23 protein-coding genes are annotated in these 25995 nt (G+C 53.0%); 12 read left to right on the forward strand and 11 right to left on the reverse strand.

Features of this window, described 5'->3' with window-relative positions; all coding sequences use genetic code 11:
* Positions 1 to 4 precede the first annotated feature (4 nt).
* The 7 genes from aroB to OGV98_RS12720 all read right to left on the reverse strand — a co-directional run bounded on the left by aroB (position 5) and on the right by OGV98_RS12720 (position 5387).
* Complete coding sequence (aroB, locus tag OGV98_RS12690) at positions 5 to 1093, reverse strand: 3-dehydroquinate synthase (RefSeq protein ID WP_003837915.1); 1089 nt, start codon at positions 1091 to 1093, stop codon at positions 5 to 7.
* A gap of 57 nt (positions 1094 to 1150) precedes the next feature.
* Positions 1151 to 1672, reverse strand: a complete 522-nt coding sequence (aroK, locus tag OGV98_RS12695; protein WP_003023552.1) for a shikimate kinase AroK — start codon at positions 1670 to 1672, stop codon at positions 1151 to 1153.
* A 404-nt stretch (positions 1673 to 2076) separates the two neighbouring features.
* The gene (hofQ, locus tag OGV98_RS12700) at positions 2077 to 3324 is read right to left on the reverse strand and encodes a DNA uptake porin HofQ (protein WP_008321545.1); all 1248 of its coding nucleotides are present in this window, start codon (positions 3322 to 3324) and stop codon (positions 2077 to 2079) included.
* Complete coding sequence (locus OGV98_RS12705; RefSeq protein ID WP_086529787.1) at positions 3227 to 3640, reverse strand: HofP DNA utilization family protein; 414 nt, start codon at positions 3638 to 3640, stop codon at positions 3227 to 3229. The genes hofQ and OGV98_RS12705 overlap by 98 nt, the downstream gene beginning before the upstream one ends.
* On the reverse strand, positions 3630 to 4085 hold the full coding sequence (locus OGV98_RS12710) for a HofO family protein (protein WP_247608214.1): 456 nt from the start codon (positions 4083 to 4085) through the stop codon (positions 3630 to 3632). Before OGV98_RS12710 ends, OGV98_RS12705 begins: the two co-directional genes overlap by 11 nt.
* A complete protein-coding gene (locus OGV98_RS12715) occupies positions 4069 to 4608 on the reverse strand; it encodes a PilN domain-containing protein (protein WP_003847989.1) in 540 nt (179 codons plus the stop codon). The genes OGV98_RS12710 and OGV98_RS12715 overlap by 17 nt, the downstream gene beginning before the upstream one ends.
* A complete protein-coding gene (locus OGV98_RS12720; RefSeq protein ID WP_044701416.1) occupies positions 4608 to 5387 on the reverse strand; it encodes a type IV pilus biogenesis protein PilM in 780 nt (259 codons plus the stop codon). Before OGV98_RS12720 ends, OGV98_RS12715 begins: the two co-directional genes overlap by 1 nt.
* 120 nt (positions 5388 to 5507) lie before the next feature.
* On the opposite strand from OGV98_RS12720, the gene mrcA reads away from it, so the two are divergent.
* Complete coding sequence (gene mrcA, locus OGV98_RS12725) at positions 5508 to 8060, forward strand: peptidoglycan glycosyltransferase/peptidoglycan DD-transpeptidase MrcA (RefSeq protein ID WP_003837905.1); 2553 nt, start codon at positions 5508 to 5510, stop codon at positions 8058 to 8060.
* A gap of 55 nt (positions 8061 to 8115) precedes the next feature.
* Here mrcA and nudE read toward each other — a convergent pair whose 3' ends face one another.
* Positions 8116 to 8676 (reverse strand): ADP compounds hydrolase NudE, encoded by a 561-nt coding sequence (gene nudE, locus OGV98_RS12730; protein ID WP_003837903.1) that lies wholly within the window; start codon positions 8674 to 8676, stop codon positions 8116 to 8118.
* A 322-nt stretch (positions 8677 to 8998) separates the two neighbouring features.
* On the opposite strand from nudE, the gene igaA reads away from it, so the two are divergent.
* The 4 genes from igaA (at position 8999) to hslO (ending at position 13180) form a co-directional block, all read left to right on the forward strand.
* A complete protein-coding gene (igaA, locus tag OGV98_RS12735; protein ID WP_057101800.1) occupies positions 8999 to 11134 on the forward strand; it encodes an intracellular growth attenuator protein IgaA in 2136 nt (711 codons plus the stop codon).
* A 62-nt stretch (positions 11135 to 11196) separates the two neighbouring features.
* The gene (yrfG, locus tag OGV98_RS12740; protein ID WP_286551593.1) at positions 11197 to 11865 is read left to right on the forward strand and encodes a GMP/IMP nucleotidase; all 669 of its coding nucleotides are present in this window, start codon (positions 11197 to 11199) and stop codon (positions 11863 to 11865) included.
* A gap of 10 nt (positions 11866 to 11875) precedes the next feature.
* The gene (gene hslR, locus OGV98_RS12745) at positions 11876 to 12277 is read left to right on the forward strand and encodes a ribosome-associated heat shock protein Hsp15 (protein ID WP_121540509.1); all 402 of its coding nucleotides are present in this window, start codon (positions 11876 to 11878) and stop codon (positions 12275 to 12277) included.
* Positions 12278 to 12301: 24 nt separating this feature from the next.
* Entirely contained in the window at positions 12302 to 13180 is an 879-nt protein-coding gene (hslO, locus tag OGV98_RS12750) for an Hsp33 family molecular chaperone HslO (protein ID WP_003023531.1), read from the forward strand.
* 109 nt (positions 13181 to 13289) lie between these two features.
* Here the strand turns inward: hslO and OGV98_RS12755 are convergent, their stop codons facing one another.
* Entirely contained in the window at positions 13290 to 15008 is a 1719-nt protein-coding gene (locus tag OGV98_RS12755) for a DUF4153 domain-containing protein (RefSeq protein ID WP_061549613.1), read from the reverse strand.
* A gap of 378 nt (positions 15009 to 15386) precedes the next feature.
* On the opposite strand from OGV98_RS12755, the gene pckA reads away from it, so the two are divergent.
* The 3 genes from pckA to nadS all read left to right on the forward strand — a co-directional run bounded on the left by pckA (position 15387) and on the right by nadS (position 17798).
* Positions 15387 to 17009, forward strand: a complete 1623-nt coding sequence (pckA, locus tag OGV98_RS12760; protein ID WP_003023529.1) for a phosphoenolpyruvate carboxykinase (ATP) — start codon at positions 15387 to 15389, stop codon at positions 17007 to 17009.
* Between the two features lie 122 nt (positions 17010 to 17131).
* Positions 17132 to 17449 carry a type II toxin-antitoxin system RelE/ParE family toxin gene (locus tag OGV98_RS12765; protein WP_003847996.1) on the forward strand — a complete coding sequence of 106 codons (318 nt, stop codon included), beginning with the start codon at positions 17132 to 17134 and terminating at the stop codon, positions 17447 to 17449.
* Between the two features lie 52 nt (positions 17450 to 17501).
* Positions 17502 to 17798: a NadS family protein gene (nadS, locus tag OGV98_RS12770; protein ID WP_049001470.1), complete on the forward strand. Its 297-nt coding sequence runs from the start codon at positions 17502 to 17504 to the stop codon at positions 17796 to 17798.
* A 56-nt stretch (positions 17799 to 17854) separates the two neighbouring features.
* On the opposite strand, the gene envZ is transcribed toward nadS, so the two are convergent.
* A complete protein-coding gene (gene envZ, locus OGV98_RS12775; protein WP_003837891.1) occupies positions 17855 to 19207 on the reverse strand; it encodes a two-component system sensor histidine kinase EnvZ in 1353 nt (450 codons plus the stop codon).
* The gene (ompR, locus tag OGV98_RS12780) at positions 19204 to 19923 is read right to left on the reverse strand and encodes an osmolarity response regulator transcription factor OmpR (protein ID WP_001157751.1); all 720 of its coding nucleotides are present in this window, start codon (positions 19921 to 19923) and stop codon (positions 19204 to 19206) included. Before ompR ends, envZ begins: the two co-directional genes overlap by 4 nt.
* Positions 19924 to 20148: 225 nt before the next feature.
* Between ompR and greB the strand changes: the two genes are divergently transcribed.
* From greB to feoB, 4 genes are all read left to right on the forward strand, one after another.
* On the forward strand, positions 20149 to 20622 hold the full coding sequence (greB, locus tag OGV98_RS12785; protein WP_003023524.1) for a transcription elongation factor GreB: 474 nt from the start codon (positions 20149 to 20151) through the stop codon (positions 20620 to 20622).
* Between the two features lie 98 nt (positions 20623 to 20720).
* Entirely contained in the window at positions 20721 to 23054 is a 2334-nt protein-coding gene (locus OGV98_RS12790; RefSeq protein ID WP_003023521.1) for a Tex family protein, read from the forward strand.
* 375 nt (positions 23055 to 23429) lie between these two features.
* Entirely contained in the window at positions 23430 to 23657 is a 228-nt protein-coding gene (gene feoA, locus OGV98_RS12795) for a ferrous iron transporter A (protein ID WP_003023519.1), read from the forward strand.
* 18 nt (positions 23658 to 23675) lie between these two features.
* Complete coding sequence (feoB, locus tag OGV98_RS12800) at positions 23676 to 25994, forward strand: Fe(2+) transporter permease subunit FeoB (protein ID WP_057101802.1); 2319 nt, start codon at positions 23676 to 23678, stop codon at positions 25992 to 25994.
* Position 25995: the final 1 nt, after the last annotated feature.

Raw genomic sequence — 25995 nt, forward strand, 5'->3', positions numbered from 1 at the left:
GTTGTTACGCCTGCTGGCAATCAGCAATAGCGTTAAGAACCACCTCGTGCGACACTCCGCCGCGCACTTCACTCTTCCCTATCGCTCGCGGAAGCACCAAACGAATCTCTCCCGCTAACACTTTTTTATCTCGCAGCATGTGCGGCAGATAAGCCTCAGTGGACATTTCACGCGGCCCGTTCACCGGTAAGCCTGCTCGCTGTAACAGCGTAATGATGCGCTGCGTATCAGCGGAGGTGAACTGACCCAAACGTTCAGACGTACGGGCAGCCATTACCATACCTGCTGCAACTGCTTCACCATGTAACCAATTGCCATAACCCATTTCAGCTTCGATCGCATGGCCAAACGTGTGCCCCAGATTCAGTAAAGCACGTAAGCCCATTTCGCGCTCGTCTGCTGCGACAACTTCTGCTTTCAGCTCACAACAACGACGAATACAGTACGCCATCGCCGGACCGTCCAGACGCAACAACGCATCCAGATTGTCTTCCAGCCAGCTGAAAAATTCACCGTCAAGAATGATGCCGTATTTGATCACTTCCGCCAGCCCCGATGCCAGCTCACGCGCAGGAAGCGTTTTCAGACAATCGAGATCCACCACCACGGAGGCCGGTTGGTAAAACGCGCCAATCATGTTTTTACCGAGGGGATGGTTTACGGCGGTTTTGCCGCCAACGGAGGAGTCGACCTGCGACAACAGAGTTGTCGGGACTTGAATAAAACGAACACCACGTTGATAGCTGGCTGCCGCAAAACCGGTCAGATCGCCAATCACGCCGCCGCCAAGGGCAACTAACGTGGTATCACGACCGTGCGGTTTTTGCAGTAACGCGGTGAAAACCGTATCCAGAACCGTCAGGCTTTTATGCTGCTCGCCATCGGGAAGGATAACGCTATCAACGTTAACACCCGCCTGTTCAAGTACGCCGCGAACCTTATCGAGATAAAGGGGGGCCAGGGTTTCGTTGGTCACCAACATAACCTGATCGCCCGATTTCAGCGGTAAGAATGAAGCTGGCTCATTGAACAAACCAGCCGCGATGGTGATAGGGTAACTACGTTCCCCGAGAGTGACTGTGATCCTCTCCATTACGCGACATCCACCTTAGTTACTTGTACCCGCAGACGAGTGTGTATTCAGCCAGAATTAGTTGCTTTCCAACATATGAATAATCTGGTTTGCTACGACTTTTGCGCTCTGATCGTCGGTGCGAATGGTCACGTCAGCAATCTCTTCGTACAGAGGATTGCGTTCGTCAGCCAACGCTTCCAGAACTTCACGAGGCGGTGATTCTACCTGCAGCAACGGGCGTTTCTTGTCACGTTGAGTACGCGCAAGTTGTTTTTCAATTGTCGTTTCAAGATAGACCACGACGCCACGCGCGGAAAGACGGTTACGTGTTTCACGTGATTTTACAGAGCCACCGCCAGTTGCCAGCACAATACCCTGTTTTTCCGTCAACTCGTTGATGACTTTTTCTTCGCGATCACGGAAGCCGTCTTCACCTTCTACATCGAAGACCCAGCCCACATCAGCTCCGGTTCGTTTCTCAATCTCTTGATCAGAATCGTAAAATTCCATATTGAGTTGTTGAGCTAACTGGCGCCCAATAGTGCTTTTTCCGGCACCCATAGGCCCAACCAGAAAGATATTGCGTTTCTCTGCCATTTTTTCGGTACTACTAAGACTATTCGTTAATGGTAAACCCGCTTCGCAGACACCCAGCGCAGCAGGACATGAACTGAAACCTCATAAGATATTGCGAGAGTCAGACTGAAAATTATCTCAATACTCAAGCGGGTTTGGCAACTGAATAAATCACCAAACCTAACGCATTTCTGGTCGTGGCAGGCATGCTACCCTGCAAACATCAGACCTGGCGACGTATCGCGCAGCCAAATGACACCCAATAAGCCTATGGCACACCACCGGAAAGGCAAAGCGTATTCACTGCCGCATAAGTGAAGAAAAGTACCGACGCTCAAATCGGTACTCCTTGTATGCTAAATACACCCTCACGTCAAATCCCTGAAACGTGTTCAGTGCAAAAACAATGGCTTTTCATGCATAAGTTATTCCGTTGAAACCAGTCTGGGCGTTATAAAGACCACTAATTCGCGCCGTTCATCTTCTTTACCATCATGGCGAAAAAGAGAGCCAAGCCAGGGAATGTCGCCTAATAGCGGCACGCTGTCGGCTGCGGATTTATTCTTATGTGAAAAAATCCCGCCAAGCGCAATCGTCTCGCCGCTTCTTACCTCGACCTGCGTTTCAATCTCTTGCTTGTCGATAGCCAACACTTCGCCATCTGCCTGCTGTAGAACCTGTCCCGGAACATTCTGGCTGATATGCAGTTTCAGCCTGATTCTCCCTTTCTGCAACACCGTTGGCGTTACCTCCATCCCCAACACAGCTTCCTTAAACTCGACGGATGTCGCGCCGCTTTCACCGCTGGAGACCTGATAGGGGATTTCACTACCCTGCTTAATACTGGCAGGTTGCAGGTGAGATGCCAGTAATCGTGGACTGGCAATGATATCCAGTTGCTGTTTTTGCTCCAGCGCAGACAACTCCAGTTCCAGTAAACGACCGTTAATACGGCCAATGTTAAATCCCACACGGGATGTGGCGGTGGCTACAGAGAGATCGCTGGCAAGCGTTGTGACATTCCCAACCGCCCCCGGTTGTTGTGCGTCAGCCAGTGACCACTTCACCCCCAGCTCACGCAAACTTTTTTCATTAATGGTGACGATATGCGCCGCCAGTTCAACCTGGGCAACCGGCAAATCCATTTGCGCCACCCACGTTTCCAGGGTGTCGAGAACAACACGATTGTCACGCAGCAGTAAGCGGTTGGTTCGTTTATCCACCGTCATGCTTCCTTTGGCACTGAGCAGCTTTTCTCCGGCTTTTACCAGCTCGGTGGCATCAGCATAGTGCAAAATGATGCTGCGATGTTCCAGCGGAAGACTAGCCTGAATCCGCGCCTGCTCGTTTTCCTGACGAGCCGCATTTTCACTCTGCCATTGAACAGAATGCACATGCAGGACGTTGCCTTCCTGACGTAATACCAGCCCGGCACTTTTTACCACCGTCTGCAATGCCTGCTTCCAGGGGACATCCGTCAAATGCAGCGACAGCACACCGCTGACATCCGGCGAAACCACCAGGTTTTTTTGTTCCTGTTCAGCCAGCGCCTGCAATACCTGCGTAACCGGCACATCATCGACCACCAGCGTCACGTTTTGCGGTTTCGTCGCCAGCGCGCTCGTTATCCCGACCGCCAGTGCCATTACTATCAACGCTATCCATCGCTTCATTTACCGCTCCTTGTCGCTGCCACTGCCACCGCGGCGGTTCGCAGTTTTTTTCTGTGTCGAGGGTTATGTTCTGGGCCGTTATCTGCATAATCGTCCAACCGTTTTTCAGGACGTCATTTCGCTTAACCCGCCGCCATTTTTTCTGGCTATCCTGAACGATGCCGATGGGTCGTGTGCCCTGACTCACCATGCCCTGAAAACGCCATGTCGACAGCTCAGCAATTTGACAACGGTCCTCCGGCGGCAGGAAGGGATTACGCATACCGGTAAGCATCAGTACGCTTACGCATATCAACAGCCAGCGCTCAACCATCATTCAGGCGCTCCAGCTTTAGCGTTAGCAGCAACTCCGTGCCTTCTGCGGTAAGCGAAAATCGGCTGACGTTCATCCCCTGAGCCGCCAACTGGACAAACGTCAGCGGGATAGCATCCCAGGCCGATATCAGCGCCATCTCTCCCCCCTGAGCTGAGGGTTGCCAGTGGATAAGACGGGTAAGTGAATTCTGAAACAGCAGCGGGGAGAACAGGGTCAGTTTCTCTTCAGACTCTGCTGGTGATGACGCCAGCAGATATACATCTCGCCATTGCATCTGAATAGCCGCACGTTGCTGGACCAGCGACTCGCGTTGCATAGTCCGCTCCCGCGCTACGGGGTAAAGACATAGCGTCACCAGTATGAGTAACCCCAACATCCAGCCGCACCAGCATATGATTCGAAAGCGTGGCGACTGCGCTAACCAGACATCACAGAGCGTTATCATGCGCACCGCTCCGTGTCAGTCGAAAGTGGAATTGCCAGCGTCCCTGCGCATCCTGCTGCGTTTCTCCAGGGCTGTTCAACATAAACAACGGCAACTGGCGTAATTGCGCTTCCAATGCCTTCAATGCGGCAAAGTTCAGTGTGTTTCCCGTCAGTTCCAGCGTGTCCTCCTGCCAGGTCATTTTTGTTAACCACGCCTGCTCCGGCAGTAATTCCGCCAGCCCTTGCAAAGCCCGCTGCCAGCTTCGGGTCTGCTCACGCTGTTTGTTCCGCGCCTGAACCTGCTGCCATCGTTGCTGGCGCTGTTGCATACGCGGCTTCAGCGCCATGAGGGCCTCGGCCCGCGTCTTTTCGGCGTCTGCCAGCAACAATTCAGCCCGATTTTCTACACTCAAAGCGCTGTAATAGCGCAACAACACGCCAATACTAAGCAAGAGTGAAGCGCTAAATAAGATGCCCCAGAAGCGCAGGCAAGCGTAACGCCGAGCCTGACGCCAGGGCAGAAGATTAATGGTCGCTATCATCAGTACACGCCCCCCATAGCGAGTCCCAGCGCAATGGCGAAGTGATGGCTTTGCGTTGGAATGGGCGGCTGGCGTACAGACACGGCGCTTAAAGGATCGAAGCCGCCGGGGGAGCATTTCGCAATGGCTGTCGTGGGCAGAGATAATGTCGTGGCAAGCTCCTCGATACAGCTAATATCGCCCGTTGATTTACGTCCCCATGCTGAACGGGTCGCCCATAACCACTGGGCATCATCACGCCATACCAGACACTGGTGATGCTCCGGCAGGAAGGGAATAAATCGCTGTAACGCGCTGGCGTCTGGGGTAATCGCCGTAACCTGCACCTTAAGGGTTTGGATAAGCGTCAGAAGCGCTGAAATCTCTTTGCTTTGCGCAGCAGTGACGTTAAACGCCGGGCTCAACGTGTCTTCGCTATAATCAAAATGCAGTGCATCCGGCGCCATATCCAGTTCACGCGCCATCGAACCGGACAACCATGCGGTTTGCTCTGGCTCGCGTAACGTCATTGTCGGACGAGGAAACTTTTTTTGTAACGTCCTGTTGGCGGGAAAAGAGAGATGAATATGGTGTCGGCGAGGGAGCTCCCGGCTCCACGACAGTAGCGCGGCGACCAGTTGTTCAGGCTCGCGAATGTGGCCATCGACGATAACCTGAGGCGTCAGCGGTATACGCCACCAGCGTTGCAGATACCAACCTGATGCTTCGCGAACGATAGCGACAGCCAGCACTTCATGTTGCTGAATATGCAGACCAATTTTCCAGATATTGAAAGCCATTGCTGATGATCTCCTTATCACCCGTCGCTTTAACGGGTATATCAATGCGTCTGGCTTGCCTTTATACTACCGCGCGTTTGTTTATAAACTGCCCAAATGCCACTAAATGGGAAATCTCCAGTGAAGTTCGTAAAGTATTTATTAATCCTTGCAGTATGTTGCATCCTGCTGGGAGCAGGCTCGATTTATGGCCTTTATCGCTATATCGAGCCGCAATTACCTGACGTCGCGACGCTCAAAGATGTGCGTTTACAGATCCCGATGCAGGTTTACAGCGCTGACGGCGAGCTAATCGCGCAGTATGGCGAGAAACGTCGAATCCCGGTCACGCTGGATCAGATGCCGCCGGTAATGGTTAAAGCCTTTATCGCCACAGAAGACAGCCGCTTTTATGAGCACCACGGGGTAGACCCGGTGGGGATTTTCCGTGCGGCCAGCGTAGCATTGTTCTCTGGTCACGCGTCGCAAGGGGCGAGTACCATTACCCAGCAGTTGGCGAGAAACTTCTTCCTGAGCCCGGAACGTACGCTGATGCGTAAGATCAAAGAAGTGTTCCTGGCGATCCGCATTGAACAACTGCTGAGTAAAGATGAGATCCTCGAGCTGTATCTGAACAAGATTTACCTGGGGTATCGCGCCTATGGCGTGGGTGCTGCCGCGCAGGTCTATTTCGGTAAAACGGTGGATCAACTCAGCTTAAGTGAAATTGCGGTGATTGCCGGTCTGCCAAAAGCGCCGTCAACCTTCAACCCTCTCTATTCGATGGACCGGGCAACCGCGCGACGTAACGTTGTACTGTCGCGTATGTTGAGCGAAAACTACATCACGCAGGCCCAGTACGATCAGGCGCGCGGCGAGGCCATTGACGCCAACTACCACGCGCCGGAAATCGCTTTCTCTGCACCGTATCTGTCTGAAATGGTGCGCCAGGAGATGTATAACCGTTATGGTGAAAAAGCCTATGAAGACGGGTATCGCATCACCACCACCATTACACGCAAAGTACAGCAGGCAGCTCAGCAGGCAGTACGCAACAACGTGATGGATTACGACATGCGCCACGGCTACCGCGGCCCGTCGAACGTGCTGTGGAAAGTGGGCGAAAGCAGTTGGGACAGCAAAAAAATCACCGATACGCTGAAAGCGCTGCCGACTTATGGACCGCTGTTACCGGCGGTTGTTACCAGTGCCAATCCTCAGGAAGCCATTGCCGCGCTGGCGGATGGTACGTCAGTGTCATTACGCATGGATGGTATGCGCTGGGCGCGTCCTTACCGCTCGGATACTCAACAAGGCCCAACGCCGCGTAAAGTGACCGACGTGGTACAGGCCGGCCAGCAAATCTGGGTACGTCAGGTGGGCGATGCCTGGTGGCTGGCGCAAGTGCCAGACGTCAACTCCGCACTGGTCTCCATCAATCCGCAAAACGGCGCGGTGCTGGCACTGGTTGGTGGTTTTGACTTCAACCAGAGCAAGTTTAACCGTGCAACGCAGGCGTTACGCCAGGTGGGTTCTAACATCAAGCCATTCCTGTATACCGCCGCGATGGATAAAGGTCTGACGTTGGCGAGCATGCTCAACGACGTACCAATCTCCCGCTGGGATGCCGGTGCTGGTTCCGACTGGCAGCCGAAGAACTCCCCGCCGCAGTACGCCGGTCCTATCCGCTTACGTCAGGGGCTGGGTCAGTCGAAAAACGTGGTGATGGTACGCGCCATGCGCGCCATGGGCGTGGATTACGCGGCAGAGTATCTGCAACGTTTCGGTTTCCCGGCACAGAACATTGTGCATACCGAGTCACTGGCGCTGGGTTCGGCTTCGTTCACACCGTTGCAGGTGGCGCGCGGTTACGCAGTGATGTCTAACGGCGGCTTCCTGGTCGATCCATATTTCATCAGTAAGATCGAAAGCGATATGGGCGGCGTTATCTTCGAAGCGAAGCCAAAAATTGCCTGCCCGGAATGCGATATTCCAGTGATTTACGGCGATACCCAGAAATCTAACGTGCTGGAAAACAGTAACGTAGAAGATGTCGCCGTCTCGCAGGAACAGCAGAATGCCGCCGTGCCTATGCCGCAGCTTGAGCAGGCTAACCAGGCACTGGTCGCGCAAAGCGGCACACAGGAATACGCTCCGCACGTGATCAACACACCGCTGGCCTTCCTGATTAAAAGCGCGCTGAACACCAATATATTTGGTGAACCAGGCTGGATGGGAACCGGTTGGCGCGCAGGTCGCGATTTACAGCGTCATGATATCGGCGGGAAAACCGGAACCACCAACAGCTCTAAAGATGCGTGGTTCTCCGGTTACGGACCAGGTGTGGTGACGTCAGTATGGATCGGCTTTGATGATCATCGCCGCAACCTTGGTCATACGACAGCTTCCGGCGCGATCAAAGACCAAATCTCCGGCTACGAAGGCGGTGCGAAGAGTGCGCAGCCAGCATGGGATGCCTACATGAAGTCCGTGCTGGAAGGCGTGCCTGAACAGCCGTTGACGCCGCCACCGGGTATCGTGACGGTCAATATCGATCGCAGCACAGGACAACTGGCAAGCGGTGGCAATAGCCGCGCAGAGTACTTCATTGAAGGTACTCAGCCGACGCAACAGGCGGTGCATGAAGTGGGGACGACCATTATCGATAATGGTGAGACGCACGAACTGTTCTGATCAAAAAAGGCGCTTAGGCGCCTTTTTTGTTGTTCGTGTATTAGCTGCAGAGAAATTAAAGCCGCCCCTGCCCTTTCAGCCATTCGCGTACGAGGAACAACGCACTGACATTACGCGCTTCGTGAAAATCAGGATCTTCCAGCAGGTCCATCAAATGCGCCAGCGGCCAGCGCACCTGCGGTAATGGCTCAGGTTCATCACCCTCCAACGATTCAGGATATAAATCTTCTGCCACCACGATGTTCATCTTGCTGGAGAAATAAGATGGTGCCATGCTGAGTTTCTTTAAAAACGTCAGATCTTTTGCGCCAAACCCCACCTCTTCTTTCAGCTCCCGATTCGCCGCCTCAAAAACGCTTTCGCCAGGATCGATTAATCCCTTGGAAAAACCCAGTTCGTAAGATTCGGTCCCGACTGCGTACTCGCGGATGAGGATCATGTGGTCGTCAACAATCGGCACAATCATTACCGCTTCACGCGTGGATGGACGCATACGTTCATAAACGCGGCGTACGCCATTGCTGAACTCAAGGTCCACGCTTTCGACTTTAAACAGCCGGGATTGGGCGACGGTTTCCACTTTCAAAATCGTGGGTTTCTGTAATGATTTGCTCATTGTGAGGATCTTTGCTGTGAAATCTGGGGTTATTGTGCGATATACCGCACGGTTTCGGCAATGTGAATTGCCGTTTATTTACATTTATGTAACGTACTAAAAGTTAATCCCTATTTCAAATTAAAAGTCAATAGGTTGAAATAACTCCAGGAATTTGCTGATATTCCATTTTTAGTGATTTTGCTATGATTCGCTTTTACTGGGCTGTACTTAAAGATGCTCAAGTTCGACTCCACACTTGCCGATAGCCAACCACAGAATCACGAATATTGAACAGGGTGCGACTGACCACGCCTGACAGACTAAGTAAGATGGGGAAAGCATGAGCACCATTCTGATTTTTTTAGCTGCTTTGCTGGCCTGCTCATTGCTTGCAGGATGGCTACTCAAATCAAAATCCAGGCAGAAAAATTTACCCTTGAGCAGCGTCTTCTCAGACGCCTCGAAACGTAAACTCGCGCCTGAAGAACGCAGTGCCGTCGAAAACTATCTCGAAAGCCTTAGTCAAATTCAGCAAGTACCTGGTCCAACTGGAGCCAGTTCTGCGCCAGTCTCATTAACGTTGAATGCCCAAAGTAATAGCGTCATCGTGCTTACTCGTTCGATTACACGTTACGGCATCACCACCGACGATCCTAACAAATGGCGCTACTATCTTGATTCCGTTGAGGTGCACCTTCCCCCTTTCTGGGAACAATACATCAATGACGAAAACAGCGTTGAGATAATCCATACCGATACAATACCGCTGGTTATCTCGTTGAACGGCCATACGCTGCAGGAATATATGCAGGAAGCGCGTGGCTATGCGTTGCAGCACACCGCTTCTACCCAGGCATCCATTCGTGGTGAAGAAAGTGAGCAGATTGAACTGCTGAATATTCGCCAGGAAACCCATGAAGAATATGCGCTCAGCCGCCCTTCGGGATTGCGCGAGGCGTTGCTGATAACCGCATCATTCCTGCTGTTCTTTTTCTGTTTGGTTATCCCGAATACGTTTGTTCCGTGGGCAGTCGGGGGCGCGGTGTTGCTGTTAGCTGCGGGTCTGTGGGGATTATTCGCCCCGCCGTCCAAAACCGCCCTGCGGGAAATTCATTGTCTGCGCGGTACGCCGCGTCGCTGGGGGTTGTTTGGCGAAAACGACCAGGAGCAAATTAATAATATCTCGCTGGGTATTATTGATCTGATCTACCCACCTCACTGGCAACCTTACATCGCCCAAGACCTTGGCCAGCAAACGGATATCGATATTTATCTCGATCGCCACGTTGTCCGCCAGGGGCGTTTTTTATCTCTGCACGATGAAGTCAAAAATTTCCCGTTGCAACATTGGCTGCGCAACGCCGTCATCGCGGGCGGCTCGTTGCTGGTACTGCTGATGCTGCTGTTTTGGATCCCGCTGGATATGCCGATAAAGGTCACGCTTTCCTGGATGAAGGGCGCGCAAACTATCGAAGCCACCAGCGTTAAACAGCTCGAAAACGCGGGCGTTCGCGTGGGTGACACGCTGCACCTGAGCGGTACGGGTATGTGTAATATTCATACCCAAGGGAGCTGGAATGCGCAGCCCACCACGCCGTTTATGCCTTTCGATTGCTCGCAAATTATCTGGAATGACGCACGCGCATTACCGCTGCCCGAATCCGATCTGGTGAATAAGGCCACTGCGCTCACGCAGGCCGTGAACCGCCAGCTGCATCCCAAACCTGACGATGACTCTCGCGTCAGCGCATCGCTACGCTCGGCAATCCAAAAGTCCGGCATGGTGTTACTGGACGATTTTGGTGAGATTGTCCTGAAAACGGCCGATCTGTGTGCAGCCAAAGATGAATGTGTACGCTTAAAGAATGCGCTGGTTAACCTCGGTAACAGCAAAGACTGGGCCGCGCTGGTAAAGCGAGCGAACGCAGGCAAACTGGATGGGGTGAACGTGCTGCTGCGTCCGGTAAGCGCTGAGTCGTTAGATAATCTGGTGAATACCTCTACGGCACCATTTATTTCACGCGAGACTGCGCGAGCGGCCCAGGCGCTGAATAGCCCTGCTCCCGGCGGTTTCCTGATTATCAGCGATGAAGGCAGCGATCTGGTCGATCAGCCGTGGCCGACGACCTCGCTATATGACTATCCTCCCCAGGAACAGTGGAACGCCTTCCAGCGCCTGGCGCAGATGCTGATGCAGACACCATTTCGCGCAGAGGGGATCGTCACCAATATTTCGACTGACGCCAATGGCACCCAGCACATTGGCCTGCACCGTATCCCGGATCGTTCAGGGTTATGGCGCTACCTTGGCACGACGCTGCTGATGTTCTCCATGCTCGGATGCGCTGTCTACAACAGCGTGCAGGCATTCAGACGCTACCAGCGTCACCGCACCCGCATCGCGGAAATTCAGAGCTACTACGAAAGTTGCCTGAATCCAACGCTGATTGACGACCCGGAAAGCCTGATTCGATAACACGCTTGCACGACAGGATATGCTACTCTGTCGCGCATCATGTTTTCTTGTGGGGAGTTTCCATGCATATCAATATTGCCTGGCAGGATGTCGACACCGTGTTGTTAGATATGGACGGCACGCTGCTCGACCTGGCATTCGATAACTATTTCTGGCAAAAACTGGTGCCGGAAACCTATGGCGCGAAGCAGGGTATCTCTCCCCAGGAAGCCCAGGACTATATTCGTCAGCAGTATCATGCCGTGCAGCATACGCTAAACTGGTACTGCCTGGATTACTGGAGCGAGTGCCTGGATCTGGATATTTGCGCCATGACAACGGAACAGGGACCACGCGCCGTTTTGCGTGAAGATACCGTACCGTTTCTTGATGCCTTAAAAGCCAGCGGCAAGCGCCGTATTTTGCTCACCAACGCGCATCCGCATAATCTGGCGGTGAAGCTGGAGCATACCGGTCTGGCCTCACACCTTGATTTATTACTTTCCACCCACACATTTGGTTATCCCAAAGAGGATCAGCGGTTATGGCACGCTGTGGCTGAACAAACGGGAATGAGTGCAGAGAAGACGCTGTTTATTGACGACAGCGAACCCATTCTCGACGCCGCTGCTCTGTACGGTATTCGTTACTGCCTCGGCGTGACCAATCCCGACTCCGGCATCGCCGAAAAGCAGTACGCACGCCATCCGTCACTGAATGACTACCGCCGACTGATCCCCTCACTGATGTGAAGGAGACGCCATGAAAGAAAAGCCCCCTGCTGAAGTCAGGCTGGATAAATGGCTGTGGGCTGCACGCTTTTACAAAACGCGTGCGCTAGCCCGCGAAATGGTTGAAGGCGGTAAGGTGCACTACAACGGCCAGCGCAGTAAGCCGAGCAAGATTGTCGAGCTGAACGCCACCCTCACCCTTCGCCAGGGAAATGACGAGCGAACGGTCATTATCAAGGCCATTACCGAGCAGCGTCGCCCGGCAACGGAAGCCGTTACGCTGTATGAAGAAACCGCGGAAAGCGTGGAAAAACGCGAAAAAATGGCGCTGGCGCGTAAACTTAACGCGTTAACCATGCCGCACCCGGACAGACGACCGGACAAGAAAGAGCGCCGCGACCTGTTACGATTTAAACATGGCGACAGCGAGTGACTGTCACCTGCAAGAGAGATGATTATGCCGCAACATGACCAATTACATCGTTATCTGTTTGAAAACTTTGCCGTGCGCGGCGAGCTGGTGACCGTTTCGGAAACCCTGCAACAGATCCTCGAAAATCATACTTACCCGCAGCCGGTCAAAAACGTACTGGCTGAGCTGCTGGTTGCCACCAGCCTGCTTACCGCTACGCTGAAGTTTGCCGGTGATATCACTGTGCAGTTGCAGGGTGATGGTCCGCTGAGCCTGGCCGTCATCAACGGCAACAACAATCAGCAGATGCGCGGCGTGGCCCGCATGCAGGGTGATATTCCTGAAGATGCCGATTTGAAAACCCTGGTGGGCAACGGCTACCTGGTGATCACCATTACTCCGGAAGAAGGCGAGCGTTATCAGGGCGTGGTCGGTCTGGAAGGTGACACGCTGGCAGCCTGTCTGGAAGACTACTTCATGCGTTCCGAACAGTTGCCGACACGCCTGTTCATCCGCACTGGCGACGTTGATGGCAAACCCGCTGCTGGCGGAATGCTGCTGCAAGTGATGCCGGCGCAAAACGCACAGGCAGATGATTTCGATCACCTGACCGCCCTGACCGAAACCATCAAGGCCGAAGAGCTGCTGACGCTGCCGGCCAACGAAGTGCTGTGGCGCTTATACCACGAAGAAGAGGTTACTCTCTACGATCCGCAGGACGTTGAGTTCAAATGCACCTGTTCACGCGAACGCTGCGCAGGCGCACTGAAAACGTTGCCGGACGAAGAAGTTGACAGCATTCTGGCGGAAGAAGGCGAGATAGATATGCACTGCGATTACTGCGGTAGCCACTATCTGTTTAACGCCATGGATATTGCAGAGATCCGCAGCAACGCCTCCCCTGCCGATCCACAGGTGCATTAATCACCGTCTTGCCTGAAGGCGCGGCGCTTATCAGGCCTACGGAAAAACTGTCGTAGGCCGGATAAGGCGTTCGCGCCGCTATCCGGCAAAAACGCGGTCGGCAACACACTCACTCGGTGTAATAAGTCATCGGCAGTCTTTTGCCATCAATAGTGATATCCCGCCAGATTCTGGGGGCTGAACCCAGTTGCTGATTCGCCACCGCCTGCAGCAATTTATCCTTATTGAATCCTTCAGGTAGCCTGGCAACAGCTAACAAATCCCATTTGTTTTTCTGCATGCCGAAGACCAGACTCTCCCCATCGCCAAAAGCATATAGCACCTGCTCAGGATGACCATCCGCATTGAGGTCCTGACTCACCAATACGCACGCATTCTGCTCAGCACAAGAGGTGATGCGATACCCCTGTGCTTTGACAAACGTCCAGAACGCATCGTCTGGCTTCTCGCTCCCCGGAGCAATCACAACCTTCGATACTAACTGTGTTGCGGTTAGCTCTTTAACCGGATCCCGGCTCCCTTGCAGCAGAGAATTCAAGTCGCGTCTGCGCTTACTGTCTTGATTAAACGCCACATCTTTTTGTAATACTTCCAACGCTGCGCGCCCCGGTTTTCCGCTGTGATCCAACATATACAGGCTGACCTGATCCGGTTTAATTTTTCCGCTGTGATACAGCCCCATATGGCTGTTAACGCTGATGCGCCAGGCATCAATAACCGGCGACGACAGCAGAACCAACAGCCCCAACGCCAGCAACGAAACGCCGAGAATGACCTTTCCCTGAATCTCAAGCGGATTGTGTCCCCGGCGTAAAATACTCACCAGATAGCCGACCGACCAGGCTAACAGTACCACGACAACCAACACACCATGTAAACGCTCAGGCGTCCAACCGTACTGCTGAATTCGCACCCACAGCGCCCAACCGGCAATCAGCGTATAGATGGGCGTGACAGCCAGAGCACATTTGATGAGATAGCGTAACGCGCCAGGATAAGGTAGAGCTTCTTTTTGTGGCTCACGCACCATCGCCATGAGCAGCAGCAGGCTAAACGTCAGCGTTGACATCAGCCCTGCCGCGGAAACCCGCTGCGAAATAGCCTCCAGCCCGGTGAAAGGCAAGGTCAGTATGAACATCAGCGCCAACAGCGCGACCAGAGGTAACAGACCGGTGGCAATAAACGTCAGTAATTTTTGTACCGCCGTGACCAGACGCGACTGTGTACGAGCCAGTACCACTGCCAGTGCGGTAATCAGACCAAAGGCCACATAGCCAAACCAGTCGGTATCAAAGAAGAGCGTGCTGAAGAAGGGAATACCGACCAGCTTAAACATCTCGCTCCATAGCAGGAGCACCAGCCAGAACAACCCGTTGGAAATGAACACAATCAGCAGCGTCAGCGTGTTAAGCCACAATTGTGTATAAAATTGCGCATAGCGTGTCTGTTGGCGGGACGCGCGAAGCGAGTACTGAATCCAGGGCAAGGCAAGCATCGCCATCAGCAGTAAGCGCCAACCGTAGAACATAAAAACTTCATGTTGCCGCCACTTATCACTGTCCTCGACTTGCCACTTTAGCCAGGCGCTCATCGCCAGCACCACAACAAAGATCAGCGCCATCCAGTACCACAGCGCGCGTTGTTTGAAAGAAACGACAGTAAGCAAAAGTGCCGAGGTGATCGCAATCGTCGCAGGCATGCCATAGAACAGCCAGCCGTCGTTATGGGGCACCAGATATGTCATCAGCAGGTAGCATAATGCCCCCTGCAGCAGGCCGATAAATATCATGCCCAAACGCGTCGTACGTGAAATTTCAGCACTATCCATGTCAGTTTCCAGAATGAAGGGAAAAGCTAATTATCGCATCAACTTCACAATTTTGAGCATTGGTAGGCTGATTTCAGACTAACGCGACGGGAAGTGAATCGATATTGTATATGTATGAGTTACGTTATTTTCTTACGTGAATGCGATTACACTCACAAGATTCCCGCCAAAAACACTCTTCATTAACGTTTTAAGAACATTTTCCACAACAAAAAAGGGTTTCCTGCCATAATATCCGCCTCTTTGTGACAGGAGTCGCAGCGTATTCGGTAACCCGTGATTTTCCCGGATGCGTAAATCTATGAGCCTTGTCGCGGTTAGCAATCCCTAAAAAACCTTACTATTCCAGGTAATACATATTGGCTAAGGAGCAGTGAAATGCGTGTGAACAACAGTTTAACCCCGCAAGATCTCAAGGCTTATGGTATCAATGACGTTCAGGATATCGTTTACAATCCAGACTACGACACGCTTTTCCAGGAAGAACTTGATCCAAACCTGGAAGGTTATGAACGTGGCGTGTTAACGAATCTGGGCGCCGTTGCCGTTGATACCGGTATCTTTACCGGACGTTCGCCAAAGGATAAGTACATTGTCCGTGACGACACCACGCGCGACACGCTCTGGTGGTCAGACAAAGGTAAAGGTAAGAACGACAACAAACCGCTCTCCCCGGAAACCTGGCAGCATCTGAAAGGATTAGTTACCCAGCAACTTTCCGGCAAGCGCCTGTTTATCATTGATGCATTCTGCGGCGCTAACGCCGATACCCGTCTTTCCGTGCGCTTCATTACCGAAGTTGCCTGGCAGGCGCATTTCGTCAAAAACATGTTCATCCGCCCAAGCGACGAAGAGCTGGTTGATTTTAAACCGGATTTCATCGTGATGAACGGCGCTAAGTGCACCAACCCACAATGGAAAGAGCAGGGTCTGAACTCTGAAAACTTCGTGGCTTTCAACCTGACTGAGCGTATCCAGCTGATTGGCGGCACCTGGTACGGCGGCGAAATGAAGAAAGGTATGTTCTCCGTGATGAACTACCTGCTGCCGCTGAAAGGCATTGCTTCCATGCACTGCTCGGCAAACGTCGGGGAAAAAGGTGATGTGGCAGTCTTCTTTGGCCTGTCCGGTACCGGTAAAACAACGCTGTCCACCGATCCGAAACGCCGCCTGATTGGCGATGACGAACACGGCTGGGATGACGACGGCGTATTTAACTTCGAAGGCGGTTGCTACGCGAAGACTATCAAACTGTCTAAAGATGCCGAGCCAGAAATCTACAACGCAATTCGTCGTGACGCGCTGCTGGAAAACGTCACCGTGCGCGAAGATGGTTCCATCGACTTCGACGACGGTTCCAAAACTGAAAACACCCGCGTTTCCTACCCGATTTATCACATCGATAATATCGTTAAGCCAGTGTCAAAAGCGGGTCATGCGACCAAAGTGATCTTCCTGACTGCCGACGCATTTGGCGTGCTGCCGCCGGTTTCTCGCCTGACAGCAGACCAAACTCAGTACCATTTCCTGTCTGGCTTCACCGCCAAACTGGCCGGTACCGAACGCGGCGTTACCGAACCGACCCCAACCTTCTCTGCCTGCTTTGGCGCAGCATTCCTGTCTCTGCACCCAACACAGTATGCAGAAGTGCTGGTGAAACGTATGCAGGCGGCAGGTGCGCAGGCGTATCTGGTTAACACCGGCTGGAACGGTACTGGTAAACGTATCTCTATCAAAGATACCCGTGCGATTATTGACGCTATCCTGAACGGTTCGCTGGATGACGCAGAAACGTTCCGTCTGCCGATGTTTGACCTGGCTATCCCGACCGAGTTGCCGGGCGTGGATACGCGCATTCTCGATCCGCGTAATACCTACGCGTCTCCAGAGCAGTGGCAGGAAAAAGCCAATGCACTGGCGAAACTGTTTATCGAGAACTTCGAGAAATACACCGACACCCCTGCTGGTGAAGCGCTGGTTAGCGCCGGACCGAAGCTGTAATTTTTGATTCGTTATATAGCCCCTTATCCGAGAGGGTAAGGGGTTTTTTATTGTGTTTATCTTTTAAAATGTACTCGGTACACCTATAATCTGTACTATCAACCCCATGCGCAGGACGCGCTATGTTCACATTTATTGAGCTACAAGGATTTAGTAAACGCCGTCCGTTACTTTTGCCTGACGATGAGTTTCGCGCTTTTCAAGAGGCGCTTATAGAGAACCCTGAGGCTGGAGATACTATCGCTGGTACAGGTGGATTCAGAAAAATTCGCTGGAGTCGCTCTGGTATGGGCAAACGCAGCGGTATTAGGGTTATCTATTACAACGTGACGCGCAAAGGTCGAATCTATCTCGCTTTGCTCTATCCTAAAAATGAACAGGATGATTTAACCGAAGAGCAAAAAAGAGTTTTAATGCACTTATCCAATATGCTGATTTAATCATGGGAATTTTAATCATCAGGACACCGCTATCCGGTGTGGTGAGGCCAAAATGAAAGACGAATTATTTGCCGATTTGCTGGCCAGTGCAGAAGAAATGGTGCGTATAGAGAAAGGTGAAGAAACACCTAAGTCTGAACATGTACATACCTTTAGCGAAATTGATGTTAAAGCCATCCGCGAAGCAACAGGGTTACGCCAACAGGATTTTGCCATAGCTGTTGGCGTGAGTTATGACCTGGTTAAAAGCTGGGAAACGAAACGACGCCAGCCGACTGGTGCACCAAGAAAACTGCTTTTATTAATTCAAAAAAATCCATTTATAATTAATCAATTAAAAGCAATTTAAGCCAGAGGTTTTACTCTGTATCCCGTAAACAAAGGGAGGCATTTCGCCTCCCTTTCTTATACGTCTTTCGTGATACCCTGCGCGCGAGTGAAAGGAACCGGAAGCCATGCACGAATCGACAACCCACCACGTTCACTGGTACCAATCTCCAGCATGCCGTTATGGTTATCGATAATACGTTGCACAATCGCCAGACCCAGCCCCGTGCCGCTGGTACTGCGCGCGCTGTCGCCGCGGACAAATGGCTGGAACAGGTGCTTACGCTGCTCCGGCTTGATGCCCGGACCATCATCTTCTACCTGGAACCAGGCGCGATGCGTCTCCGTACCGCTACTGACCTTAATCCAGCCGTTGCCGTAACGGGCGGCGTTAACCACCATATTGGCAACCGCACGCTTGATCGACAGCGGGTGCATTTTCACCTGAATGGCGCCAGGTTGCAGCGCAGTTTCGATTTCACGTTCGTAGCCACTTTCTGCCGCAACCACTTCACCCAGCACCGAGTTCAGATCCGCCATCTCCATCGGCATCTCCTGACCGGTACGCAGGTAATCGATGAACTGCTCGATGATGGCGTTACACTCTTCGATGTCCTTATTGATGGACTCCGCAAGATAACCGTCCTCTTCGCCCATCATTTCCGTTGCCAGACGAATACGCGTCAGCGGAGTACGCAAATCGTGGCTCACGCCCGCCATTAACAGCGTACGGTCATCGGCCAACTGCTTCACACCTGCGGCCATATGGTTAAAGGCTCGGGTTACGGAACGCACCTCTGAAGCGCCATACTCCCGCAACGGCGGTGGAATGATACCTTTCCCCACCTGCAGCGCCGCATGTTCAAGATCCACCAACGGTCGGTTCTGGATACGGATAAACAGCCACGCGCCACCGATAGCCAGCAGCATAATCGCCAGCGTATAGCGAAACAGCGGTGAGAAATCGCCTTGATGAATTTCCGTAAGCGGCACACGTACCCAGATGTTGGGCGACAGCCAGGTTTTCAGCCACACAACCGGCGAGCTTTTGTTTACCTCAACGCGGACTTCCGTTGGGCCACCCAACTGCTGCGCCATCTGATGGCTTAAGAATTCATAGTGTTGCGCCCAACGCAGTCCGGCTTCTTCAGCGGCCTCGTTGGAATAGAGGGAAATACCCAGCTCACGATAAATTTCCCGACGGAATGCGGGCGGCACCACCAGTTGCGTACCGTCCTCCAGCTGTAGTTTATCGGTCATCAGCATACGAACTTCGTAGGCCAGGACCTTATTAAACTGCTGGAGGCTCGGCAGAATCGCGAAGTTCAGCACTACCAGGTAAGTCGTCACCAGGCTGGCAAACAGCAAGGTGACGATGAGCAATAACGTGCGGGCAAACGAACTTCGTGGCGAGAAGCGCATTCGCCTCATGCTTTAGAACCGTCCGGAACAAAGACGTAGCCCAGACCCCATACGGTCTGAATGTAGCGTGGATGCGCCGGATCTTCTTCCACCATGCGACGCAGACGGGAAATCTGGACGTCGATAGAACGTTCCATCGCAGAATATTCACGACCACGGGCGAGGTTCATCAACTTGTCGCGGGACAGCGGCTCACGCGGATGGCTAACCAGTGCTTTCAGCACCGCAAACTCACCGCTGGTGAGCGGCATAGGCTCATCTTCACGGAACATTTCACGCGTACCGAGGTTCAGTTTGAACTTACCAAACGCAATGACAGCTTCTTCCTGAGAAGGCGCGCCCGGCAATTCATTCGCCTGACGACGCAGTACAGCGCGAATACGCGCCAGCAGTTCACGCGGGTTAAACGGTTTCGGAATGTAATCGTCAGCGCCGATTTCCAGTCCAACGATACGGTCCACTTCTTCGCCCTTCGCCGTAACCATAATGATCGGCATCGGGTTGCTCTGGCTGCGCAGGCGACGGCAAATAGACAGGCCATCTTCTCCCGGCAGCATTAAATCCAGCACCATCAGGTGGAAAGACTCACGGGTCAGCAGACGATCCATCTGCTCAGCGTTTGCGACGCTTCGAACCTGGAAGCCCTGCTCGGTCAGATAACGCTCCAGAAGCGCACGTAAGCGCATGTCGTCATCGACCACCAGAATCTTATAGTTCTCTTGCATTGTTATTACTCCCAAAGGTTCGCAACAATTAAGTGTATATTCTTAAGAAAGCTAACGTGAGTCACCAGCGAATTCTGGTATGAATTCCAGGCTAAATTGTTACAAAGCATATTAAACAGCAGCTTAAGTATACAATGTTTCTCGCAATACATTATTTATTCTGTTGATATGCTCACGTAATACTAATTGTGCGCATCATCACAGAGTCGAAGGTAAAACAATAAGATGAAAACGCCCCTGATAACCCGTGAAGGGTATGAAAAACTCAAACAAGAGCTGAATTATCTCTGGCGTGAAGAGCGCCCGGAAGTCACCAAAAAAGTTACCTGGGCCGCAAGTCTGGGTGACCGCAGCGAAAATGCCGACTACCAGTATAATAAAAAGCGCCTGCGTGAGATCGACCGCCGCGTCCGATATTTGACCAAGTGCATGGAGAATCTGAAAATCGTCGATTACTCCCCGCAGCAGGAGGGCAAAGTCTTCTTTGGCGCATGGGTTGAGATTGAAAATGACGATGGCGACATCCGCAAATTCCGTATTGTTGGCTACGATGAGATCTTCGGTCGTAAAGATTACATCTCTATCGACTCACCAATGGCGCGAGCGCTGCTGAAAAAAGAAGTCGGCGATCTCGCAGTAGTAAACACTCCTGGTGGCGAAGCCAGCTGGTACGTGAACGAGATTGAATACGTTAAGTGAGACCGGAACAATCCGAAGCCCCGGCAGATGGCTGGCATTTTTGTCAGTCAATCCGTATAACTATCCCCTGATTTTTTATCCTATAGACGAAGCTATCCATGATGAATGATTCTTTCTGCCGCATTATCGCAGGTGAAATTCAGGCTCGTGCTGAACAGGTAGAAGCTGCCGTTCGCCTGCTTGACGAAGGGAACACCGTGCCGTTTATCGCACGATATCGTAAGGAAATCACCGGCGGTCTGGACGATACGCAACTGCGTAATCTGGAAACCCGTCTGGGATATCTGCGTGAACTGGAAGACCGCCGTCAGGCAATCCTGAAATCTATCGGCGAGCAAGGCAAACTGACCGACGACCTGGCGAAAGCGATCAACGGCACGTTAAGTAAGACCGAACTCGAAGATCTCTATCTGCCGTACAAACCTAAGCGCCGTACCCGTGGGCAGATCGCCATTGAAGCAGGCCTTGAGCCGCTGGCAGACCTGCTGTGGAACGAGCCGTCTCACGACCCGGAAACAGAAGCCGCTAAATATCTCAACGCCGACAACGGCGTGGCGGATACCAAAGCGGCCCTCGACGGCGCACGTTACATCCTGATGGAACGCTTCGCTGAAGATGCCGCGCTGCTGGCGAAAGTGCGTGACTATCTGTGGAAGAACGCGCATTTGGTTTCCACCGTGGTAAGCGGTAAAGAAGAGGAAGGCGCGAAATTCCGCGACTACTTCGATCACCACGAACCGATCTCTACCGTGCCATCCCACCGTGCGCTGGCCATGTTCCGTGGCCGTAACGAGGGCGTGCTTCAGCTTTCGCTGAATGCCGATCCGCAGTTCGATGAGCCACCGAAAGAGAGCCACGGCGAGCAAATCATTCAGGATCACCTTGGCCTGCGACTGAACAACGCACCGGCAGACAGCTGGCGTAAAGGCGTTGTAAGCTGGACATGGCGAATTAAGGTGCTGATGCACCTCGAAACCGAACTGATGGGCACCGTGCGCGAACGCGCGGAAGATGAAGCAATCAACGTCTTTGCCCGTAACCTGCATGACCTGCTGATGGCGGCTCCGGCCGGCCTGCGCGCCACCATGGGCCTCGATCCCGGCCTGCGTACCGGCGTGAAGGTGGCGGTTGTTGACGGTACCGGTAAGCTGGTCGCGACCGACACCATTTATCCACACACCGGTCAGGCCGCCAAAGCCGCCGTTGCCGTTGCGGCGCTGTGTGAAAAATACAACGTTGAGCTGGTGGCGATTGGTAACGGTACAGCGTCGCGCGAAACCGAGCGCTTCTTCCTCGACGTGCAGAAACAGTTCCCGAAAGTCACCGCGCAGAAAGTGATCGTCAGCGAAGCCGGGGCATCGGTTTACTCGGCTTCCGAGCTGGCGGCGCAAGAGTTCCCGGATCTCGACGTTTCATTGCGTGGCGCAGTGTCTATCGCCCGTCGTCTGCAGGATCCGCTGGCTGAGCTGGTGAAAATCGATCCGAAATCGATCGGTGTGGGCCAGTATCAACACGACGTTAGCCAGACACAACTGGCGCGTAAGCTGGACGCGGTGGTGGAAGACTGTGTGAACGCCGTCGGCGTCGATCTCAATACCGCTTCCGTTCCGCTGTTGACCCGCGTGGCCGGCCTGACACGCATGATGGCGCAAAACATCGTCGCCTGGCGCGATGAGAACGGTCAGTTCCAGAACCGTCAGCAACTGCTGAAAGTCAGCCGTCTGGGGCCAAAAGCTTTTGAACAGTGCGCAGGCTTCCTGCGCATCAACCATGGCGATAACCCACTGGATGCCTCCACCGTTCACCCGGAAGCCTATCCGATTGTGGAACGCATTCTGGCCGCTACCGAGCAATCGCTGCGTGACCTGATGGGCAACAGCAACGAACTGCGCAATCTGAAAGCCGCCGATTTTACTGACGAACGCTTCGGGGTGCCGACCGTCACCGACATCATCAAAGAGCTGGAAAAACCGGGCCGCGACCCGCGTCCTGAATTCAAAACCGCACAGTTTGCTGACGGCGTAGAAACCATGAACGATCTGCTGCCGGGAATGATCCTGGAAGGGGCGGTCACCAACGTCACCAATTTCGGCGCGTTTGTTGATATCGGCGTTCATCAGGATGGCCTGGTGCATATCTCTTCGCTGTCGAATAAGTTTGTCGACGATCCACACACCGTGGTGAAAGCGGGCGACATTGTGAAGGTGAAAGTGCTGGAAGTGGACCTGCAACGTAAGCGTATCGCGCTGACCATGCGTCTGGACGAGCAGCCGGGTGAAACCAATGCGCGTCGCGGCGGCGGGAATAACGATCGCACTCAGGGCAATCGCCCAGCGCCAAAAGCGGCGAAACCGCGTGGTCGTGACGCCCAGCCTGCGGGCAACAGCGCGATGATGGATGCGCTGGCGGCGGCAATGGGTAAAAAGCGCTAAGTTTAAACCGTGTGCCGGATGACGGAATCAATACCTTATCCGGCATATTTAATATATCCCCCGCTTTTCACCACAATATATTTATCACTTTATTAACAGATGAAACCTTAATTAAACATTAAGATTCTCAATAATTACCTCCGCGAACCATTCTTTCCCTACCAGAATAAATATTGAGGAATATCAAAATTGGCTCAAATTATTATCCAATTGTACATTCCGTCACATTTATTCTATTGATGATAGAAACCATTCTCATTATCATTGTTTTGTTGATTATTTACTCTTTCCTTACGTTGGCTAATCATCTGGTCTCATGCCGCCCTGTCGCCCCATGAGGTAATCATCCAGTTAGCGAGATATAAGTAGGTCCCTATGCAATTCACTCCTGACAGTGCGTGGAAAATTACCGGCTTTGCCCGTGAAATCAGCCCGGCTTATCGTCAGAAACTGTTGTCACTTGGCATGCTGCCCGGCTCCTCCTTCAACGTGGTACGCGTCGCCCCGCTCGGCGATCCTATCCATATCGAAACGCGTCGCGTAAGTCTGGTATTGCGTAAAAAGGATTTGGCGTTATTAGAAGTGGAAGCGGTTTCCTGTTAATACAGTGAGTCTATAAAAATGAAAAAACTAACCATTGGTTTAATTGGTAATCCTAATTCCGGCAAGACAACTTTATTCAACCAGCTCACCGGCGCGCGCCAGCGTGTAGGCAACTGGGCTGGCGTTACCGTGGAGCGTAAAGAAGGTCATTTCGCCACAACGGACCATCAGGTCACGCTGGTGGATTTACCCGGCACCTATTCTCTGACGACAATCTCATCCCAGACCTCTCTCGATGAGCAGATTGCCTGCCACTATATTTTAAGCGGCGACGCGGATCTGTTGATCAACGTGGTCGATGCTTCAAACCTTGAACGCAACCTCTACCTGACGTTGCAACTGCTTGAGTTGGGCATCCCCTGCATCGTCGCGTTGAATATGCTGGATATCGCTGAAAAGCAGCAAATCCGTATTGATATCGACGCCCTCTCAGCACGTCTTGGCTGCCCGGTGGTTCCGCTGGTTTCCACCCGCGCCCGCGGCATTGAAGCGCTGAAGCTGGCGATCGATCGCTACAAAGAAAACGACACTGTCGAGCTGGTCCATTATGCCCAGCCGTTGCTGCAGGAAGCGGACTCCCTCGCCGACGCGATGGCCAAAGATATGCCGCTCAAACAGCGCCGCTGGCTGGGCCTGCAGATGCTGGAAGGCGATATCTACAGCCGCGCCTATGCGGGTGATGCCGCGCAAAATCTCGATGCCTCTATCGCACGCCTGAGCGAGACTATGGACGATCCGGCGCTGCACATCGCCGATGCGCGCTATCAGTGCATTGCCGCTATCTGCGATACCGTCAGCAATACTCTGACGGCAGAACCGAGCCGTTTCACCACCGCGGTAGATAAAATCGTTCTCAACCGCTTCCTCGGGCTGCCGATTTTCCTGTTCGTGATGTACCTGATGTTCCTGCTCGCCATTAACATCGGCGGCGCGCTGCAACCATTGTTTGACGTTGGCTCCGTAGCACTCTTTATCCATGGTATTCAGTGGATTGGCTACACGCTGCACTTCCCGGACTGGCTCACTATCTTCCTGGCCCAGGGCCTTGGCGGCGGGATTAACACCGTGCTGCCGCTGGTACCGCAAATCGGCATGATGTACCTGTTCCTCTCCTTCCTTGAAGACTCCGGCTACATGGCGCGCGCCGCGTTTGTGATGGACCGTCTGATGCAGGCGCTGGGACTGCCGGGCAAATCGTTCGTCCCGCTGATCGTCGGCTTTGGCTGTAACGTACCGTCCGTGATGGGCGCACGTACGCTGGACGCCCCGCGTGAGCGTCTGATGACCATTATGATGGCGCCGTTTATGTCCTGCGGCGCACGTCTGGCGATTTTCGCCGTCTTTGCCGCGGCGTTCTTTGGTCAGAACGGCGCACTGGCGGTCTTCTCGCTGTACGTACTGGGTATCGTGATGGCTGTGTTGACAGGCCTGATGCTCAAACACACCATCATGCGTGGTGAAGCAACGCCGTTCGTGATGGAGCTGCCGGTATACCACGTGCCGCACATCAAGAGTCTGATCATTCAGACCTGGCAGCGCCTGAAAGGCTTCGTTCTACGTGCAGGTAAAGTCATCATCATCGTCAGCATTTTCCTCAGCGCGTTTAACAGTTTCTCGCTGAGCGGGAAAATCGTCGATAACATCAACGACTCTGCTCTGGCCTCCGTTAGCCGTGTTATTACTCCCGTGTTTAAACCGATTGGCGTTCACGAAGATAACTGGCAGGCAACCGTAGGTTTGTTCACCGGCGCGATGGCGAAAGAAGTGGTGGTGGGTACGCTGAACACGCTCTATACCGCGGAAAACATTCAGGAAGAAGAGTTCAACCCGGCAGATTTCCAACTTGGTGACGAGCTGCTCGGCGCAGTGGATGAAACCTGGCAAAGCCTGAAAGACACCTTCAGCCTGAGCGTACTGGCTAACCCTATCGAAGCCAGCAAGGGCGACGGCGAAATGGCGACGGGCGCAATGGGCGTGATGGGCGAGAAATTTGGCAGCGCCGCCGCCGCGTACAGCTACCTGATCTTTGTTCTGCTGTATGTGCCGTGCATTTCAGTGATGGGCGCTATCGCACGTGAATCCAGCCGTGGCTGGATGAGTTTCTCGATTCTGTGGGGCCTGAATATCGCCTACTCTCTGTCGACGCTGTTTTATCAGACGGTCAGCTACAAAGAGCACCCGACCTACAGCCTGGTGTGCATTTTAGCGGTCATCCTGTTTAACATCGTGTTACTGGGCCTGCTGCGTCGAGCTCGCAGCCGCGTGGACCTCGCACTGCTGGCAACCAACAGAACGGCGAGTTCCTGCTGTTCCAGCACGACTGGCGATTGCCACTAAG

The organism is Citrobacter sp. Cf136 (assembly GCF_030333815.1).
Lineage (GTDB): Bacteria > Pseudomonadota > Gammaproteobacteria > Enterobacterales > Enterobacteriaceae > Citrobacter > Citrobacter freundii.

Bases quoted from the DNA above. Each gene is read 5' to 3' on its own strand.
- aroB (WP_003837915.1), bottom strand. From the start codon at position 1,093: ATGGAGAGGATCACAGTCACTCTCGGGGAACGTAGTTACCCTATCACC.
- aroK (WP_003023552.1), bottom strand. From the start codon at position 1,672: ATGGCAGAGAAACGCAATATCTTTCTGGTTGGGCCTATGGGTGCCGGA.
- hofQ (WP_008321545.1), bottom strand. From the start codon at position 3,324: ATGAAGCGATGGATAGCGTTGATAGTAATGGCACTGGCGGTCGGGATA.
- OGV98_RS12705 (WP_086529787.1), bottom strand. From the start codon at position 3,640: ATGATGGTTGAGCGCTGGCTGTTGATATGCGTAAGCGTACTGATGCTT.
- OGV98_RS12710 (WP_247608214.1), bottom strand. From the start codon at position 4,085: ATGATAACGCTCTGTGATGTCTGGTTAGCGCAGTCGCCACGCTTTCGA.
- OGV98_RS12715 (WP_003847989.1), bottom strand. From the start codon at position 4,608: ATGATAGCGACCATTAATCTTCTGCCCTGGCGTCAGGCTCGGCGTTAC.
- OGV98_RS12720 (WP_044701416.1), bottom strand. From the start codon at position 5,387: ATGGCTTTCAATATCTGGAAAATTGGTCTGCATATTCAGCAACATGAA.
- nudE (WP_003837903.1), bottom strand. From the start codon at position 8,676: ATGAGCAAATCATTACAGAAACCCACGATTTTGAAAGTGGAAACCGTC.
- igaA (WP_057101800.1), top strand. From the start codon at position 8,999: ATGAGCACCATTCTGATTTTTTTAGCTGCTTTGCTGGCCTGCTCATTG.
- yrfG (WP_286551593.1), top strand. From the start codon at position 11,197: ATGCATATCAATATTGCCTGGCAGGATGTCGACACCGTGTTGTTAGAT.
- hslR (WP_121540509.1), top strand. From the start codon at position 11,876: ATGAAAGAAAAGCCCCCTGCTGAAGTCAGGCTGGATAAATGGCTGTGG.
- hslO (WP_003023531.1), top strand. From the start codon at position 12,302: ATGCCGCAACATGACCAATTACATCGTTATCTGTTTGAAAACTTTGCC.
- OGV98_RS12755 (WP_061549613.1), bottom strand. From the start codon at position 15,008: ATGGATAGTGCTGAAATTTCACGTACGACGCGTTTGGGCATGATATTT.
- pckA (WP_003023529.1), top strand. From the start codon at position 15,387: ATGCGTGTGAACAACAGTTTAACCCCGCAAGATCTCAAGGCTTATGGT.
- OGV98_RS12765 (WP_003847996.1), top strand. From the start codon at position 17,132: ATGTTCACATTTATTGAGCTACAAGGATTTAGTAAACGCCGTCCGTTA.
- nadS (WP_049001470.1), top strand. From the start codon at position 17,502: ATGAAAGACGAATTATTTGCCGATTTGCTGGCCAGTGCAGAAGAAATG.
- envZ (WP_003837891.1), bottom strand. From the start codon at position 19,207: ATGAGGCGAATGCGCTTCTCGCCACGAAGTTCGTTTGCCCGCACGTTA.
- ompR (WP_001157751.1), bottom strand. From the start codon at position 19,923: ATGCAAGAGAACTATAAGATTCTGGTGGTCGATGACGACATGCGCTTA.
- greB (WP_003023524.1), top strand. From the start codon at position 20,149: ATGAAAACGCCCCTGATAACCCGTGAAGGGTATGAAAAACTCAAACAA.
- OGV98_RS12790 (WP_003023521.1), top strand. From the start codon at position 20,721: ATGATGAATGATTCTTTCTGCCGCATTATCGCAGGTGAAATTCAGGCT.
- feoA (WP_003023519.1), top strand. From the start codon at position 23,430: ATGCAATTCACTCCTGACAGTGCGTGGAAAATTACCGGCTTTGCCCGT.
- feoB (WP_057101802.1), top strand. From the start codon at position 23,676: ATGAAAAAACTAACCATTGGTTTAATTGGTAATCCTAATTCCGGCAAG.